This window comes from Pseudomonas sp. P129 (genome assembly GCF_020312195.1).
In the GTDB taxonomy this organism is placed as follows: domain Bacteria; phylum Pseudomonadota; class Gammaproteobacteria; order Pseudomonadales; family Pseudomonadaceae; genus Aquipseudomonas; species Aquipseudomonas fragariae.
This window is the reverse complement of the sequence record NZ_JAGPYS010000001.1, coordinates 841,961-859,030: the sequence shown is the minus strand read 5'-3', so window position 1 is coordinate 859,030 and position 17,070 is coordinate 841,961. Positions and strand designations below refer to the sequence as shown.

Below are 17,070 nucleotides of genomic sequence, written 5' to 3'. Positions count from 1 at the left end.
GGCCTGCACATGACATAACGGGATATGACAGGTAGCGCCCGTCTCGAGAGCGCTACCCGTCGAACGCGATCAGCGCTTGCGCAGGATCACGCTGCCGATCGAGTAACCGGCGCCGAACGAACTGAGTACCGCCAGCGCGCCTTGCGGCAAGTCATCCTGGTAGGTGTGAAACGCAATCACCGAACCCGCGGAGCTGGTATTGCCGTAGGTGTCGAGAATCACCGGCGCTTCTTCGACCGTGGCGTCGCGGCCCAGCAGCTTCTTGACGATCAGATGGTTCATGCTCAGGTTGGCCTGATGCAGCCAGAAGCGTTTGACGTCGGTGATGTTGATGCTGTTGTCCTGCAAATGCGCAGCGACCAGTTCGGCGACCATCGGGCACACTTCGCGGAAGACCTTGCGGCCTTCCTGCACGAACAGCTTGTCCGGCGCGTTCTGGCCCTCGTCCGAGGTACGGTTGAGGAAGCCGAAATTGTTGCGGATGTTGTTGGAAAACTGGGTCAGCAAACGGGTGCTGACGATATCGAACTGATAAGGCGACGTGGCAAGGTCGGCGCGCTCGACCACCACCGCCGTGGCGCCGTCACCAAAGATGAAGTGGCTGTCACGATCCCGGAAATTAAGGTGCGCGGTGCAGATTTCCGGGCTGATCACCAGCAAGGCGCGGGCCTGCCCCAGTTGCACGCTGTTACAGGCTGCCTGAATGCCGAAGGTGGCCGAGGAACAGGCCACGTTCATGTCAAACCCGTATCCGGCGACACCCAGCGCCTGCTGAATCTCGATGGAGACCGCCGGGTAGGCCCGCTGCAGGTTGGAGCAGGCAACGATTACACCGTCGATGTCGGCTGCGGTTTTGCCGGCGCGTTGCAGCGCCTGTCTGGCGGCAGCTACACCCATCTCACAGAGGATCGACCACTCGTCATTGCTGCGCTCCGGCAGGTTGGGCTTCATGCGCTGCGGATCGAGAATGCCCTGCTTGTCCATGACGAAACGGCTTTTGATACCCGAAGCCTTCTCGATGAAAGCGGCGCTGGATTCACTCAGTGCCTGCACTTCGCCACGTTCGATAGCGGCGGCGTTATCGCTGTTGAACTGTGCAACATAGGCATTGAAAGACTGCACCAGCTCTTCGTTGGAGATGCTGTTGGCCGGGGTAAACAGGCCTGTGCCGCTGATGACGACGTTGTGCACGGTCGTTCCTCTCTTATTGGTTGCAGGTAATGACCTGCTCAGGCACGGCAACTGAAGGCCCACTGTTTTCCGGACCGACGTACCCGTGCGACTGTAAAAGCTGCCCGCAACAGGCAGCAGCATTTCATGACACGGTGAAGACAGGCGCGGAGTGTGCCACAGAGCCCGGTTTTGGCGCTATCGGGCCAATGAATATAGGCACGACAGGCGCCCTTTACTTCGCGGCGTGAAGCCGCGGATCAGCTCTCCACCTGACTCCACTGCTTGCTCAACCGTTTGTCCGACACCGGCATTTTTGTGCCCAGTTGCTGGGCGAACAGCGAGACGCGGTATTCCTCCATCCACCAGCGGTACAGGGCCAGTTCCGGGTCGCGCTTGCCCTCTTGAGCGTGCTTGTCGGCGCGCGCCTGGTATTGCGCCCACAGACCTGCAAGCTCGATGCTCCACACCCGATCCTTCTGCACCTGAGCCGGGAGTTTTTCCAGACGCATCTCGATGGCCTTGAGGTAACGCGGCAGTTCCTTGAGCCATACCGCCGGGGTCTCGCGAACGAATCCGGGGTACACCAGCTTGCTCAGTTGCGCCTTGATGTCGTTGAGTGCAACGGCCTGGGACAGGTCGATCTTGCCTTTGAAGCGCTTTTGCAGACCGTGCCACAGCTTGAGGATTTCCAGCGTCAGCTTCGCGAGCCGCTCGGCATGCTCGGTCCAGTCGGCGCGCTTGCGTTCAGCCAGTGACAGCAGACCGGCACCGTCGCGCGGCAATTCGGCCTCACCTTCCAGCACGCAACTGTCGAGGCTGGCCAGCAGGATGTCTTCGATCAACGCATCGATGCGCCCCAGTTCGCGATGCAGCAAGGCCAGCTCGGTCTGCCCCGGCAATTTGTTGCGCAGAAACTTGGCGGGTTCGGCCAGCTGCTGCAACAGCAAACGCTGCAAGGCACGACGATGCTGATACTCGGCCTCGGCCTGGGTCGAGAACCGGCCTTCCTTGACCGCGCCGCCCTCTTCGACCAGCGCCGGATAAACCGTCATCGACAGCCCGGCGATGTTCTGCTGGGTTTTCTGCGCCACTGCTGCAAAGGCCTTGGCCTGCACCGGTTGCTGGCTCTTCGCGGTTTGCGGCACGGCCAGCGCGGCCTGGCTCGCCTCGGCGAAGCGCGCGGTCAGCTCGGCCAGATCACGTCCCTCACCGAGAAACTTGCCGCCGCCATCGACGATTTCCAGGTTCATCTTCAGATGGCCTTCAAGCTGCTGTGCCGCCTCGGCCCAGGCTTCGTCGCTGACCCGTACACCGGTCATGCGCAGCAGTTCACGGCCCAGCGCCTGAGGCAACGAGCCCTCGCCGAAGGTGATGCGCTGCAACGCCGCCTTGATGAAATCCGGGACCGGCACAAAGTTCTTGCGTACCGCCTTGGGCAGGTTGCGGACCAGCGCGATGCATTTGCTCTCGAGCAACCCCGGCACCAGCCACTCAAGACGTTCGGCAGGCAGCGACAGCAACAACGGCGCGGGAACACGCAAGGTCACGCCGTCACGCGGGTGATTGGGTTCGAAGTGGTAGCTCAGTGACAGGCTCAGGTCGCCCAGACGCAAGGTGTCCGGATATTGCGCGGCGGTGACTTCGCTGGCCTCGCGGGCCAGCACGTCCTCTTCACGCATGATCAGCAACTGCGGATTCTTCTGGCTTTCGGTCTTGTACCAGCTGTCGAACGTGGCCGTCTGATGAATCTCGGCCGGAATGCGTGCTTCATAGAAGCTGTACAAGGTGTCTTCGTCAGCCAGAATATCGCGACGCCGAGCCTTGGCTTCCAGTTCGTCGAGCTGTTCCAGCAAACGGGTATTGGCGCTCAGACACTTGGCCCGCGACAGGATATCGCCACGCACCAGGCCTTCACGAATGAACAGCTCGCGCGAAACCACCGGGTCGATCGGCCCGAAATGCACCGGGCGACGGCCCACCACGATCAGGCCGAACAGCGTGATCTGTTCGAACGCCACGACCTGTCCGCGCTTCTTCTCCCAGTGCGGCTCGAAGTGATTTTTCTTGATCAGGTGGCCGGCCAGCGGCTCGATCCAGTCCGAATCGATCTTGGCAACCATGCGCGCGTACAGTTTGGTGGTCTCTACCAACTCGGCGGTCATCAACCACTGCGGACGCTTCTTGCCCAACCCGGAGGACGGGTGAATCCAGAAGCGCCGTTGCCGTGCGCCCAGGTAATCGCCCTCGTCAGCCTTTTGCCCGATCTGACTCAACAGGCCGGAAAGAATGGCCTTGTGGAATTTCGGGTAATCGGCCGGCTCCTTGTTGACCGTCAGTTGCAGGTCGCGACAGATCAGGCTCAATTGCCGATGGGAATCGCGCCATTCACGCAGGCGCAGGTAATTCAGAAAATTGCGCCGGCACCAGTTACGCAGCGGGCTGGCGGTCAGGGTCTGGCGCTGCTCTTCGAAGCCGCGCCATAGATTGACCATCCCGGCGAAGTCCGAGTCGGCGTCCTTCCATTGCGCGTGGGCCTGATCCGCAGCCTGCTGACGCTCGGGCGGGCGCTCGCGCACGTCCTGTACCGACATGGCGCTGGCGACGATCAGCACTTCCTGCAGACTGCCCTGCTTCGCCGCTTCCAGCAGCATGCGACCCATACGCGGGTCAACCGGCAGACGCGCCAGTTGGCGGCCCAGCGGGGTCAGCTGATTTTCGCGATTGACCGCCGAAAGCTCCTGCAACAGGTTGAAGCCGTCGCTGATTGCCTTGCCGTCCGGCGGCTCGATGAACGGGAAGTCGGTGATCTCGCCCAGGCGCAGGTGCAGCATCTGCAGGATGACTGCGGCCAGGTTGGTGCGCAGGATCTCGGGGTCGGTAAACTCCGGCCGACCGTTGAAATCCTCTTCGCTGTACAGACGCACACACAGGCCGGGCTCGACCCGCCCGCAACGGCCCTTGCGCTGGTTGGCACTGGCCTGCGACACCGCCTCGATCGGCAGGCGCTGGACCTTGGCGCGATAGCTGTAGCGACTGATGCGCGCCGTACCGGTGTCGATCACATAGCGGATGCCCGGCACGGTCAGCGAAGTTTCAGCGACGTTGGTAGCCAGCACCACACGCCGACCGGGATGCGATTGAAAGATACGCTGCTGCTCGGCCGGCGAGAGGCGCGCGTAGAGCGGCAGAATCTCGGTGTGCTTGAGTTGCGCCTTGCGCAGCACCTCGGCGGCATCGCGGATCTCGCGCTCGCCGGGCAGGAACACCAGCACATCACCCGGGCTCTTGCGCTCGCTGCGCTCAAAGGCCGCCAGTTCGTCCAGCGTGGCCAGAATCGCCTGATCGACGGTCAGGTCCTCTTCGACGCTGTTGCCGTCTTCATCCTGCTCGCTGGTCAGCGGTCGATACCAGACGTCCACGGGGAAGGTACGCCCGGACACTTCGATCACTGGCGCATCGTTGAAGTGCTCGGAAAAGCGCTGCAGGTCGATGGTCGCGGAGGTGATGATGACCTTCAGGTCCGGACGGCGCGGCAGCAGGGTTTTCAGGTAACCCAGCAGGAAATCGATGTTCAGGCTGCGTTCGTGGGCTTCGTCGACGATGATCGTGTCGTAGCGCTCAAGAAAGCGGTCGTGCTGGGTTTCGGCCAGCAGAATCCCGTCGGTCATCAGCTTGATCAGGGTGTTGCTGTCGCTCTGGTCCTCGAAACGCACTTGATAGCCGACCAGCGCACCGAGGGGCGTGCCGATTTCCTCGGCAACCCGGCTGGCCACGCTGCGCGCAGCGATCCGGCGCGGCTGGGTATGACCGATCAGACCGTGCTGACCGCGACCGATTTCCAGGCAGATCTTCGGCAACTGGGTGGTTTTCCCGGAGCCGGTCTCGCCGGCAATGATCAGCACCTGGTGCTTGAGCAGCGCCTCCTTGATCTCGTCACGCTTGGCCGCGATGGGCAGGTTATCGTCATAACGGATCGCCGGCACACTCTCGCGCCGCGCCGTGACCTGCGCGCAGGATGCCTGCACCCGCGCAACCCACTGCGCCAGCTTCGCCTCGTCGGTTTTTTTGCGCAGATCGTGCAACTGACGGCGCAGACGATGACGTTCGCTGATCATCGCGTGGTCGAGGTTTTTCAGAAGTTGGTCGATAGAGGGCGATTCGTCGGTCATCAGGCGCGCAGGGTCTTTTTTCAAATGGCAGATGCGGATTGTCGCAGATTGCGGTGGGTCGTGACGATGGTCTGAGGCTTGGGCGGTCTATGACGGCAACGACGCAGCATCTTCTCTCTTGCACCAGCGCATAAAAAAAGACCAAAATAGAGCACTAACTGGAGTCCTAAATCATGCAAAGCATCCTTGCAGATGTCGCGGTCAGCGTCTCTGAACTCAAGAAAAATCCGTCAGCGGTCCTGAGTGGCGCTCATGGTTTACCTGTGGCCGTCCTTAATCACAATAAAGTCATGGGCTACATGGTCCCTGCCGAGGTGTTTGAAGCAATGATGGAGAGGCTTGATGACCTTGATCTGGCCGAGCTGATCAAATCTCGCCAACATGAAAAGCCGGTGTCGGTAGATATAGATGACCTTTAAGCTTGAATTTCTGCCCTCGGCCTTGAAGGAGTGGGAAAAACTGGGCCATACCATCCGTGTTCAGCTCAAGAAAAAGCTTCTCGAACGACTCGGACTACCAAGAATTCCAGGCGATGCGCTTCATGGCATGCCAGATCATTACAAAATCAAACTGCGCAGTGCAGGATACCGACTCGTCTATCGAGTCGAGGAAGATAGGGTAGTGGTAACCGTCGTTGCGGTAGGCAAGCGCGAGCGCGGGAATATTTATGATTCGGCCAAAGGCAGGCTTGGCCCTTGAGGTGCAGTGCATCTGCATTACACATCGGCATCCTGCAACACGCTCGGACAGGACGCAGAGCGTCACGAAAGGCATTCCCAGGCGGAGCGTGAGGAACGAGAGGTGTTCGGGAGAACACTTCTCGTGGCTATGCATGGGGCGAGCGCTATCGCGATCTGAAAGGGTCAGTCCAATCGCTGAAAATGCATCGCATGGACGCACCGTCTTCGCGAACAAGTTCGCTCCTACAAAAGCCCTGCTCTGCACTCATCGAGATTTTTATATAACGATGAGCGCCTGGCGTGAGAATGAACGTCAATCCGGTTTCGGGCCTGCTCTTACTTCTTCACACCCAGTTTCTTCAATTCCTCATCACGCAGCTCGCGACGCAGGATCTTGCCGACGTTGGTGGTTGGCAGCACGTCGCGGAATTCGACGCTGCGCGGCACTTTGTAGCCGGTCAGGTTGGCGCGCATGTGCGCCATGACCTGTTCCTTGGTCAGGGTAACGCCGGGTTTGGCCACCACGAAGACCTTGATGGTCTCGCCCGACTTCTCGTCCGGGACGCCGATCGCCGCGCACTGAAGCACGCCGGGAAGTGTCGCCAGTACGTCTTCCAGTTCGTTGGGGTACACATTGAAACCGGAGATCAGGATCATATCTTTCTTGCGATCGACAATCCGGATGTAGCCGTCAGGCTGGATGATCGCGATGTCGCCGGTCTTCAGCCAGCCTTCGCTGTCGATCATTTCATCGGTCGCTTCCTGGCGCTGCCAGTAGCCTTTCATGACCTGCGGCCCCTTGATGCACAGCTCGCCGGTTTCACCGAATGCCAGCTCGTTGCCCGCATCGTCGATGACCTTGCACAGGGTCGACGGCACGGGAATGCCGATGCTGCCCATCTGCACGTACTGAGAAGGATTGACCGTGGCCACCGGACTGGTCTCGGTCATGCCATAGCCTTCGCAGACCTGGCAGCCCGTCACCTGCTTCCAGCGCTCGGCGGCGGCCTGCTGCAAGGCCATGCCGCCGGACAAGGTGACTTTCAACGCCGAGAAATCGAGGTTGCGGAAGCCGTCGCTATTGCACAGGGCCACGAACAGCGTGTTAAGACCGACAAAGCCGCTGAACTTCCATTTCGAAAGTTCCTTGACCATGGCCGGCAGGTCACGCGGGTTGCTGATCAGGATGTTGTGATTGCCAAGCAGCATCATCGCCATGCAATGAAAGGTGAAGGCGTAGATGTGATACAGCGGCAGCGGCGTGATGATGATTTCACAGCCTTCGTCCAGGTTGGACGCCATCAGCGCCCGGCATTGCAGCATGTTGGCGATCAGGTTGCGGTGCGTCAGCATTGCCCCCTTGGCCACCCCGGTGGTGCCGCCGGTGTACTGCAGCACGGCAACGTCGACGTTGCCGGGCGACACGTCGGTCACTGGCTGACCACGGCCCTTGCCCAGCACATCGTTGAATTTGATGGCCTTGGGCAAGTGATAGGCCGGAACCATTTTCTTCACGTACTTGATGACGCTGTTGATCAGCAAGCGCTTGAACGGTGACAGCATGTCGGCCACTTCGGTGACAATCACCTGCCTGATCTGCGTCCTGGGTACGACCTTCTCGGCCAGATGGGCCATGTTTGCCAGACACACCAGCGCCTTGGCACCGGAGTCATTGAACTGGTGTTCCATTTCCCGCGCGGTGTACAGCGGGTTGGTGTTGACCACGATCAGCCCGGCGCGAATCGCACCGAAGACGGCAATCGGGTACTGCAATACGTTGGGGAGCTGCACGGCGATACGGTCGCCCGGCTGCAGGTCGGTATGTTGCTGAATCCAGGCGGCAAACGCGCCGGACAGCTCATACAGCTCACCGTAGGTGATGGTCTTGCCCAGATTGCTGAACGCCGGCTTGTCGGCGAAGCGCTGGCAGGACTGCTTCAGGACCGCCTGGACGTTAGGGTACTCGTCGGGGTTGATATCGGCAGGGATACCGGACGGGTACTTGTCCTTCCAGAAGTTATCAATCATTCAGTCGGCTCCGTAGCGATAGCGAATTCTTCACATCGCCTGAAGCGATGATTTTCTTGTGCTTGGAATTATGCAGTAGACGCTTTTCCCGCTTTATGACTGATCAAAAAGCGCGCCGAGAGTAGCAGCTTTGCCAAACGTCGACTAGAGGCAGAAGCAGGCCGCACAGTCACCAATAAGACCAGAAAATCACATCTGGTCACTTTTAGTGCATTTAATAAAACCTCATCACTGCCTCAAAAGCACCGGACCAGAGCGGCCAGTCAGCGTAATCGCCTGTTTCCGAAAAAAATCGACCCCGTTTGCAGCGATCTGCAAACGGGGCCAGGTACACAGATGGAGACGATTAAAGGGTCAGGCGATGTCACGAAGCTCGCGGCGCAGAATCTTGCCCACCGGGGTCATCGGCAATGAATCACGCAGAACGATCTGCCTGGGCACCTTGTAGCCGGTGAAATTCTCTTTGCAGAAGGCCTTGAGCTCTTCAATGCTCAGCCCCGGGTCTCGCGCCACCACGAACAGCTTCACAGCCTCCCCCGAGCGCTCGTCCGGCACGCCGATACAGGCGCAGTTGGCGACTTTCGGATGAGCCATGACCACGTCTTCGATTTCGTTGGGGTAGACGTTGAAACCGGACACGATGATCAGGTCTTTCTTGCGGTCGACGATACTGACAAACCCGTCAGCGCCAATCACGGCAATATCACCGGTCTTGAACCAGCCTTCGGCATCCAGGCACTCGGCCGTGGCATCAGGCTGGTTCCAGTAGCCTTTCATGACCTGCGGCCCCTTGATACACAGCTCGCCACGCTCGCCGAAAGGCAACTCGACGCCATTGTCATCGATGACTTTCATGGCGGTGCCGGGCACGGGAATGCCCACGGTTCCCAGACGCGCCATAGTGCCGTAGGGATTGGCACTGGCAACAGGCGACGTCTCGGTCAGGCCGTAACCTTCGACGATCGTGCAGCCGGTGATCTGCGCCCAGCGCTCGGCCGTGGCCTTGACCAGTGCAGTGCCGCCGGAGTTGGTGCTTTTCAGCGCCGAGAAATCCAGTTTTTTGAATTCCGGATGGTTCATGAGCGCCACGAACAGCGTGTTGAGGCCGATCATGGCGGTGAACTGCCACTTGCCCAGTTCCTTGATGAAGCCGCCGATATCGCGAGGATTGGTGATCAGGATGTTGTGATTGCCGCTGATCATCATGCACATGCAGTTCGCCGTGAACGCGTAGATGTGATAGAGCGGCAGCGGCGCGATCATCACCTCTTTGCCTTCTTCAAACAGCGATCCGCCTCGCGGCCCTTGCTGACGCATGCAGGCGTAGACCTGCTGCATGTTGGCGACCAGATTGCCATGGGTGAGCATCGCGCCCTTGGCCAGCCCCGTGGTGCCACCGGTGTACTGCAGAACGGCAACATCCTGCAGACCTCGCGGTACGACCTGCATGCGGCTGTCACGCCCCAGGCGCAGCGCCCGCTTGAAGCCGACGGCCTGAGGCAGATGGAATTCAGGGACCATCTTCTTGACCTTGTCGACGATGGTATTGACCAGCCAGCCCTTGGCCGCCGACTGCATGTCGCCCATTTTCACTTCGATCAGGTATTCGATGGCCGTGTCCGGCAGCACTTCCTGCACCAGCTTGCCGAACAGGTTGAGGTAAACCAGCGCCCGGGCACCGGAGTCCTTGAATTGATGGCGCATCTCGCGCGCGGTGTACAGCGGGTTGGTATTGACCACCGTCAGACCGGCACGCATCGCACCGAATACGGCGATCGGATACTGCAGGATATTGGGCATCTGTACGGCAATGCGGTCACCCGGCACCAGTTGCGTGTGCTGCTGCAAATACGCGGCGAAGGCGGCAGAATGACGCTCGAGCTCCGCGTAGGTCAGCGTCACGCCCATGTTGCTGAACGCAGGTCGGTCGGCGAATTTCCTGCAGCAGCGCTCGAACACATCGACGACCGATTGGTAGGTCTGCAGATCCACCTCGGCGTCGACACCCGCCGGACGCTTGTCATCCCAGAAGTCAGCTTGCATTATTTTTATCCTTTTTCCCTGCATAGGTCTGGGCGGACGTTAGCAGTTAAAGTGCCGCAGGCAAATAATCGTCCGGGCCTCATCAGCAGCATGAATCTTGTCTCTGTTCAGACTGAAATCCGTCGCCGGCGATACACTGCCCAAGGCAATCGGGCTGGCAAAGACACTTGCCCGATAGCGCAATAGCTGTATTCACACAACGTTTGCTTATTATTTGCCTTGAATGTGATCCGGGGAGCGCCAGCAAGCGTCTGAATGATCTTGTCCGCGCATTGGCGGCGACAGGTCATCAAGTGTTACAAATCGAGGCCAGGTCGGATTGCACGAACCGGCGCGCTTCAATTCATTTTTATTGTCAGGACAGCCACATGACTCAAGTCACCAACACGCCTTACGAAGCCCTTGAAGTCGGTCAGACCGCCAGCTACAGCAAGACAGTGGAAGAGCGTGATATTCAACTGTTCGCCGCCATGTCCGGTGACCACAACCCGGTCCACCTGGATGCCGAATACGCCGCCAAGACCATGTTCAAGGAGCGTATCGCCCACGGCATGTTCAGTGGCGCGCTGATCAGTGCGGCGGTTGCGTGCGAGTTGCCTGGCCCCGGCACCATCTATATCGGTCAGCAGATGACCTTCCTCAAGCCGGTAAAACTGGGCGATACCCTGACTGTGCGCCTGGAAATCCTGGAAAAACTGCCGAAGTTCCGCGTGCGCATCGCCACCCGCGTTTTCAATCAGAACGATGAGCTGGTTGTAGACGGCGAAGCGGAGATTCTCGCCCCGCGCAAGCAGCAGACCGTCGACCTGACCGTATTGCCCGAGATCACTTTCGGCTGATACCGCGCACGGGCGTGCGCCACGCAGCGCGCACGCCCGACTCGCCAGTGGCCTGAACAAAAAATTCATGATGCATCCGGAACTGCTTTTCTGCGCTTTCCACTCAGGGAACCAGTAGCGCTCCCTTATCCGGGTCACGAATTGTTCATCCCACAGGCGGGGAAATCAGCCATGAATACGATCAACAGAAACTACTACCCCGTCTCCGGGATTCCTGCGCAGGACGCCCCGGCACAGACCGATCAACTGCCGCCTCAAGGCCAGGGCATCAAGCCGGGCCACAATAGCAACCTGATCGACTTCGGCCTGACACAGCAGGCCAATGGCCCGCACTCCTCGCTGAATACCTTGGGCTCCAGAGTCCAGCCGACTGACACGAACACGTCTTCAAATATGCCGGGTGGCAACGGTGAGCAGGTACTGAACAAACTTGTGCAAGCGATCCGCAACATCCTCAACAACCTGCTCTCGCTGCTGGAAGGAAATCTACACAACGGCTCTGGGCCTGCACAGCCTCAACGCGATCAGACGCCGACGCTCGCTCAATCGCCCTCTTCCGCCTCCCCTTCCTCGTCGCCGCCTTCAACACCTCAGGGCAACGCAGAAAAACCCTTTGTGGTGCAGAACGATCACCCTTCAGAAAAACCTGTATCACTGCAAAAGAATACAGAGCCGACGTCCGCTGCGCCGTCACAAACAGCACCCCGGACGACCGAGCGAAGCAGTGCCACCCCAGACAAGACACCCGCCAGACCCGATGCGGTAAACCCGGCAGTGGTCCATGACCTTGCGCTGCCGAAAACTTCGACGGACACCACCGCCAAACCCGATAACACGGTTAACGCAGCCAAAACCGCGACCCCGGCCGCGCATGGCCAGGGCGCGGACATGTCCGGCATCATGGGTTTCGCCAAAGAGGCCAACACCACCGGCGGTAACGGCGGCGAAGTCGTCACGGTCAATACCGTGGCGGACCTCAAGAAGTACATGGAGGACGACAAAGCCCGCACCGTCAAACTGGGGGCCAACCTGTCTGCCGACAGCAAGGTGACCATCAACTTTGGCGCCAACAAGACCCTGCTGGGCACCGACAAGGGCAACAGCCTGCACAACATCTACCTGGCCAGCGGCAAGACCGCCAGCAATGACATCTTCCAGAACCTGAACTTCGACCACGACAGCCGTTATCGCGAAAACGGTGACATGCAGATGTTCATCAGCAGCGGTCAGAAATACTGGATCGACCACAACACCTATTCAGGCACCAAGGATCAGAACGCCAAAGGCCTGGACAAGCTGCTGTATGTCGGCGGGACGGCAGACAACGTCAGCCTGACCAACTCTAAATTCCAGAACAACGAATACGGCGTGATTCTTGGTCAGCCGGACGACTCCGCTCAAGCCAAGGCCGAGTACAAGGGTTACCCGCGCATGACCATCGCCAACAATGTGTTCAGCAACCTTGATGTTCGCGCACCCGGCCTGATGCGTCATGGGCAATTTGATGTGCTCAACAACTCGATCGACAACTTCCATCTTGGCTTCACCGCGACGGGGGATGCGACCATCCTTTCGCAGGACAACTATTTCGCGAAAGGCGTGGATGTTTCCGACAAGGCCAGCAACTCCGGCGTGCTGGATGACTATGGCGATGCGCACTTCAAGGACATCGGCAGCAATGTCAGCTTCACCCAGAAGTCAGCGGTGACCGCGTGGACGCCGAGCTATCAGCGCGACATCAAGACCGCCGAAGCCGCCAGAGCCTATGACCAGGCCAATGCCGGCGCCAAAACCGTGAGCTGATAGCGCGCGGCGCTCGATGCAGGGCGCGGCATGCAGACGAAAAAAAGGGCGACCGAAGTCGCCCCAAGTGCCTTGCGTGCTCATTGAATGCGTGCAGGCGCGTGTCCGCCCACAGCGCATTCGATGGAGCAAGATTAAGGCAGCGTGCATAAAGACGAGTTGATCCAGATCAGCTGTTGTAAAACCAAACTGATCAGATCAAGGGTGTGGCGGCGGGATCAGCGCTTTTTAGGCTTTTTGCCGGACTTTTTCTGCTTGCCCAACGGCATGGCCTGCTCGAAGGCATTGCGTACTTCATTGAGGCGCTTGTCATTCAGATCGTGGATACGCTTGGCGCGCTCGGCACCCAGGTCGATCAGTTGTGCATCGTCGCTCATGGCTTGCGGTTCTCGAACACGGGGAATCAGGACCAATAATGCTCAATCGCGGCAGCCCTGACCAGTCCCGTGACCCGCACAGACATGGGCAGTGCAGCGATCAGATCTGAATATCCACCCAAAGCCCCTGGCGCGGCTCATCGTCGATGAGCGGTACGACGGGTACGGTGTTGTCGGCGTTCAGCGAGTCACCCGGAACCACCAGCCCCTGGTATTCCTCGGCTTCTGCACCGCCATGAGCCTGTTGCTGTTGCTGCTGGCGCTGTTGCTCTTCACGCAACAGCAACGCGCTGCGCTCAGTATCTTCATTGCGCAGATCGATGGAGGTCTCGCTGGAGCTCTGCTGAACCGGCGCTACAGGCGGAATGTCCGGCATGCGTTTGGCCGGATCCAGCTGTGATGTCACAGGCACCACACTTAACGGAAGCATAGGTTGCAGCATGGTTTTATCTCCTCTTACCGGGGTGTCGGCCGTGCACGAGGCAACTTGAACCGGGCTGAAATAGCCAGTAGTGGTTTATAAGATCTTTTTTGACCCCTCTCAGTGAAATAAGTGTCATGGAACCAAAAATTCGATAGGTTCCGGCGCTGACCATGAGTTTTTTCACGCCGCCTTTGGCCTTCGGGGCGCGTTCCGTTAACATACTCAGCTTTTTCAAGCGGGAGACAGGCAGCATGGCGCAGCAGTATCAACCGGGGCAACGCTGGATTAGTGACAGCGAAGCCGAGCTGGGTTTGGGCACCGTTCTGGCACAGGACGGCCGCTTGTTGACCGTGCTCTATCCGGCCACTGGCGAAACACGTCAGTACGCACTGCGTAACGCGCCGCTGACCCGCGTGCGCTTCTCCCCTGGCGACGTGATCACGCACTTCGAAAACTGGAAAATGACCGTTCGCGAAGTCGACGATGTCGATGGCCTGCTGGTCTACCACGGCCTGAACGCGCAGAACGAACTGGTCACGCTGCCGGAAACCCAGTTGTCGAACTTCATCCAGTTCCGCCTGGCGACCGACCGTCTGTTCGCCGGCCAGATCGACCAGTTGTCGTGGTTCTCGTTGCGCTACAACACGCTCGAGCACACCAGCCGCCAATTGCAGTCCTCGCTCTGGGGCCTGGGTGGCGTGCGCGCACAGCCTATCGCCCACCAGTTGCACATCGCTCGTGAAGTTGCAGACCGCATCGCGCCACGCGTTCTGCTGGCCGACGAAGTGGGCCTGGGTAAAACCATCGAAGCCGGCCTGGTGATCCATCGCCAACTGCTGTCGGGCCGCGCCAGCCGCGTGCTGATCCTGGTCCCGGAAAACCTCCAGCACCAGTGGCTGGTGGAGATGCGTCGTCGCTTCAACCTGCAGGTCGCGCTGTTCGACGCCGAGCGCTTCATGGAAAGCGATGCCGGCAACCCGTTCGAAGACACCCAGCTCGCGCTGGTTGCCCTGGAATGGCTGGTCGAAGACGAAAAAGCCCAGGACGCCCTGTTTGCGGCAGGCTGGGACCTGATGGTGGTTGACGAAGCGCACCACCTGGTCTGGCACGAAGACAAGGCCAGCCGCGAATATTCGCTGGTCGAACAGCTGGCCGAAGTCATTGCTGGCGTACTGCTGCTGACCGCGACGCCGGAACAACTGGGCCAGGACAGCCACTTTGCCCGTCTGCGCCTGCTGGACCCGAACCGTTTCCACGACCTCAAGGCCTTCCGTGCCGAGAGCGAGAACTATCGCCCGGTGGCTCAGGCCGTTCAGGAACTGCTCGACAAGGGCAAGCTGTCCGCAGCAGCACAAGAGACCATTCACGGCTTCCTGGGTGCCGAAGGCGATTCGCTGCTGGCCGCGGTGAATACCGGCGACGAAGAAGCCAAATCGCGTCTGATTCGTGAACTGCTCGACCGTCACGGCACCGGCCGCGTGCTGTTCCGCAACACCCGTGCCGCGGTGCAGGGTTTCCCGGAGCGCAAGCTGCATCAATACCCGCTGCCCTGCCCCGTCGAATACCTCGAATTGCCGGTCGGCGAGCACGCCGACCTTTACCCGGAAGTCAGCTTCCAGTCGCATTCGGACGTCAGTGAAGAAGAGCGCTGGTGGCGCTTCGACCCACGCGTCGACTGGCTGATCGATACCCTGAAAATGCTCAAGCGCGTCAAGGTGCTTGTGATCTGTGCCCACGCCGAAACCGCCATGGACCTGGAAGACGCGCTGCGTGTGCGCTCCGGCATTCCTGCCACGGTGTTCCACGAAGGCATGAACATTCTCGAGCGCGACCGTGCCGCGGCCTATTTTGCGGACGAAGAGTTCGGCGCTCAGGTGCTGATCTGTTCGGAAATCGGCAGCGAAGGCCGCAACTTCCAGTTCTCCCACCATCTGGTCCTGTTCGATCTGCCGTCGCACCCGGACTTGCTGGAGCAGCGTATCGGGCGTCTGGACCGGATCGGCCAGAAGCACACCATCGAGCTGCACGTGCCTTTCCTGGAAACCAGTCCGCAGGCCCGCCTGTTCCAGTGGTATCACGAAGCGCTCAACGCGTTCCTCAATACCTGCCCGACCGGCAACGCCCTGCAGCATCAGTTCGGCCCGCGCCTGCTGCCGCTGCTGGAAAGCGGTGACGACGACGAGTGGCAAACCCTGATCAATGAAGCCCGCAGCGAACGCGAGCGTCTGGAAAGCGAACTGCACACCGGTCGCGACCGCCTGCTGGAGCTCAATTCCGGCGGCGCTGGCGAAGGTGAAGCGCTGGTCGAAGCAATCCTCGATCAGGACGATCAGTTCAGCCTGCCGATCTACATGGAAACCCTGTTCGACGCGTTTGGCATCGACAGCGAGGACCATTCGGAAAACGCCCTGATCCTCAAACCGAGTGAAAAGATGCTCGACGCCAGCTTCCCGCTGGGCGACGACGAAGGCGTGACCATTACCTACGACCGCAATCAGGCGCTGTCCCGCGAGGATATGCAGTTCATCACCTGGGAACACCCGATGGTGCAAGGCGGCATGGACCTGGTGCTGTCCGGTTCGATGGGCAACACCGCCGTGGCACTGATCAAGAACAAGGCGCTCAAGCCGGGCACCGTTCTGCTCGAACTGATCTACGTCAGCGAAGTGGTTGCGCCTCGTTCACTGCAGCTGGGACGTTATCTGCCGCCTGCCGCGCTGCGCTGCCTGCTCGACCCGAATGGCAACGATCTGGCCAGCCGTGTGTCGTTCAACACGCTCAATGATCAGCTCGAAAGCGTGCCCCGTGCCAGCGCCAACAAGTTCATCCAGGCCCAACGTGACCAACTGACCCCGAGGATCAACGCGGGCGAAGAGAAAATCATGCCGAAACACGCCGAGCGCGTCGCCGAAGCGCAGCGTCGCCTGGCAGCCGACACCGAAGAAGAACTGGCCCGCCTGACGGCATTGCAAGCGGTCAACCCGACCGTGCGCGACAGTGAACTGGTGGCTCTGCGCACTCAACGTGAACAGGGTCTGGCCATGCTTGAAAAAGCGGCCCTGCGTCTGGAAGCGATCCGGGTACTGGTCGCAGGCTGAAGGCCGGTTACACACCCGCCTGCCACGCCCATGCGCCGCATGGGCATGGCGCTCCTGCTCAGGATATGACGCAGAGCGTCATGAAAGGCATTCCCACGCTGGAGCGTGAGGAACGATGTGTACCGTAACCAAGCCCATGCTCCGCGATATCCGCCCCCCTATCATGCCCATGCGCCGCATGGGCATCGCGCTCTTGCTCCCGCTATGACGCAGAGCGTCATGAAAGGCATTCCCACGCTGGAGCGTGAGGAACGATGTGTACCGTAACCAAGCCCATGCTCCGCGATATCCGCAACACCCCCTATCGTGCGCCTGTTCCCGATATCCGCAACACCCCCTATCGTGCCCATGCTCCGCGTGGGTATGTCTTTCCGGACGCTCTGCGTCCTCCCAATCATAGCGTCCAAACGCGCCAGCCATCACTTTGATGCCAAAT

At 59.7% G+C, this 17,070-nt stretch carries 11 protein-coding genes; 5 read left to right on the top strand and 6 right to left on the bottom strand.

The annotated features are described in order from the left end of the window. Window positions 1–69 precede the first annotated feature (69 nt). Both KBY02_RS03785 and hrpA read right to left on the bottom strand, forming a co-directional pair. On the bottom strand, window positions 70–1,191 hold the full coding sequence (locus tag KBY02_RS03785) for a beta-ketoacyl-ACP synthase III (RefSeq protein ID WP_011268679.1): 1,122 nt from the start codon (window positions 1,189–1,191) through the stop codon (window positions 70–72). Window positions 1,192–1,430: 239 nt separating this feature from the next. Continuing rightward, on the bottom strand, window positions 1,431–5,342 hold the full coding sequence (hrpA, locus tag KBY02_RS03780) for an ATP-dependent RNA helicase HrpA (RefSeq protein WP_225649841.1): 3,912 nt from the start codon (window positions 5,340–5,342) through the stop codon (window positions 1,431–1,433). A gap of 173 nt (window positions 5,343–5,515) precedes the next feature. Between hrpA and KBY02_RS03775 the strand changes: the two genes are divergently transcribed. Beyond that, a complete protein-coding gene (locus KBY02_RS03775) occupies window positions 5,516–5,761 on the top strand; it encodes a type II toxin-antitoxin system Phd/YefM family antitoxin (RefSeq protein ID WP_003402372.1) in 246 nt (81 codons plus the stop codon). After that, complete coding sequence (locus KBY02_RS03770; RefSeq protein ID WP_011268681.1) at window positions 5,751–6,041, top strand: type II toxin-antitoxin system RelE family toxin; 291 nt, start codon at window positions 5,751–5,753, stop codon at window positions 6,039–6,041. The genes KBY02_RS03775 and KBY02_RS03770 overlap by 11 nt, the downstream gene beginning before the upstream one ends. Before the next feature lie 317 nt (window positions 6,042–6,358). Here KBY02_RS03770 and fadD1 read toward each other — a convergent pair whose 3' ends face one another. Then, window positions 6,359–8,050 carry a long-chain-fatty-acid--CoA ligase FadD1 gene (gene fadD1 / locus KBY02_RS03765; RefSeq protein WP_103714868.1) on the bottom strand — a complete coding sequence of 564 codons (1,692 nt, stop codon included), beginning with the start codon at window positions 8,048–8,050 and terminating at the stop codon, window positions 6,359–6,361. A gap of 354 nt (window positions 8,051–8,404) precedes the next feature. Then, window positions 8,405–10,093, bottom strand: coding sequence for a long-chain-fatty-acid--CoA ligase FadD2 (fadD2, locus tag KBY02_RS03760; protein WP_024641425.1), 1,689 nt, complete (start codon window positions 10,091–10,093; stop codon window positions 8,405–8,407). A gap of 368 nt (window positions 10,094–10,461) precedes the next feature. Here fadD2 and KBY02_RS03755 point away from each other — a divergent pair, with 368 nt between their 5' ends. Beyond that, entirely contained in the window at window positions 10,462–10,932 is a 471-nt protein-coding gene (locus tag KBY02_RS03755; RefSeq protein ID WP_003402365.1) for a MaoC family dehydratase, read from the top strand. Window positions 10,933–11,103: 171 nt separating this feature from the next. Then, window positions 11,104–12,735 (top strand): type III helper protein HopAK1, encoded by a 1,632-nt coding sequence (locus KBY02_RS03750; RefSeq protein ID WP_024659816.1) that lies wholly within the window; start codon window positions 11,104–11,106, stop codon window positions 12,733–12,735. 218 nt (window positions 12,736–12,953) lie between these two features. On the opposite strand, the gene KBY02_RS03745 is transcribed toward KBY02_RS03750, so the two are convergent. Both KBY02_RS03745 and KBY02_RS03740 read right to left on the bottom strand, forming a co-directional pair. After that, a complete protein-coding gene (locus tag KBY02_RS03745; protein ID WP_011268687.1) occupies window positions 12,954–13,112 on the bottom strand; it encodes a hypothetical protein in 159 nt (52 codons plus the stop codon). 100 nt (window positions 13,113–13,212) lie between these two features. Beyond that, window positions 13,213–13,554 carry a hypothetical protein gene (locus KBY02_RS03740; RefSeq protein ID WP_011268688.1) on the bottom strand — a complete coding sequence of 114 codons (342 nt, stop codon included), beginning with the start codon at window positions 13,552–13,554 and terminating at the stop codon, window positions 13,213–13,215. Window positions 13,555–13,787: 233 nt separating this feature from the next. On the opposite strand from KBY02_RS03740, the gene rapA reads away from it, so the two are divergent. Beyond that, the gene (gene rapA, locus KBY02_RS03735) at window positions 13,788–16,634 is read left to right on the top strand and encodes an RNA polymerase-associated protein RapA (RefSeq protein ID WP_024640262.1); all 2,847 of its coding nucleotides are present in this window, start codon (window positions 13,788–13,790) and stop codon (window positions 16,632–16,634) included. Window positions 16,635–17,070: the final 436 nt, after the last annotated feature.

What these genes read in the sequence shown, in the direction of transcription:
- hrpA (WP_225649841.1), bottom strand. Translation starts at nt 5,342, where the DNA reads ATGACCGACGAATCGCCCTCTATCGACCAACTTCTGAAAAACCTCGAC.
- KBY02_RS03775 (WP_003402372.1), top strand. Translation starts at nt 5,516, where the DNA reads ATGCAAAGCATCCTTGCAGATGTCGCGGTCAGCGTCTCTGAACTCAAG.
- KBY02_RS03770 (WP_011268681.1), top strand. Translation starts at nt 5,751, where the DNA reads ATGACCTTTAAGCTTGAATTTCTGCCCTCGGCCTTGAAGGAGTGGGAA.
- fadD1 (WP_103714868.1), bottom strand. Translation starts at nt 8,050, where the DNA reads ATGATTGATAACTTCTGGAAGGACAAGTACCCGTCCGGTATCCCTGCC.
- fadD2 (WP_024641425.1), bottom strand. Translation starts at nt 10,093, where the DNA reads ATGCAAGCTGACTTCTGGGATGACAAGCGTCCGGCGGGTGTCGACGCC.
- KBY02_RS03755 (WP_003402365.1), top strand. Translation starts at nt 10,462, where the DNA reads ATGACTCAAGTCACCAACACGCCTTACGAAGCCCTTGAAGTCGGTCAG.
- KBY02_RS03750 (WP_024659816.1), top strand. Translation starts at nt 11,104, where the DNA reads ATGAATACGATCAACAGAAACTACTACCCCGTCTCCGGGATTCCTGCG.
- KBY02_RS03745 (WP_011268687.1), bottom strand. Translation starts at nt 13,112, where the DNA reads ATGAGCGACGATGCACAACTGATCGACCTGGGTGCCGAGCGCGCCAAG.
- KBY02_RS03740 (WP_011268688.1), bottom strand. Translation starts at nt 13,554, where the DNA reads ATGCTGCAACCTATGCTTCCGTTAAGTGTGGTGCCTGTGACATCACAG.
- rapA (WP_024640262.1), top strand. Translation starts at nt 13,788, where the DNA reads ATGGCGCAGCAGTATCAACCGGGGCAACGCTGGATTAGTGACAGCGAA.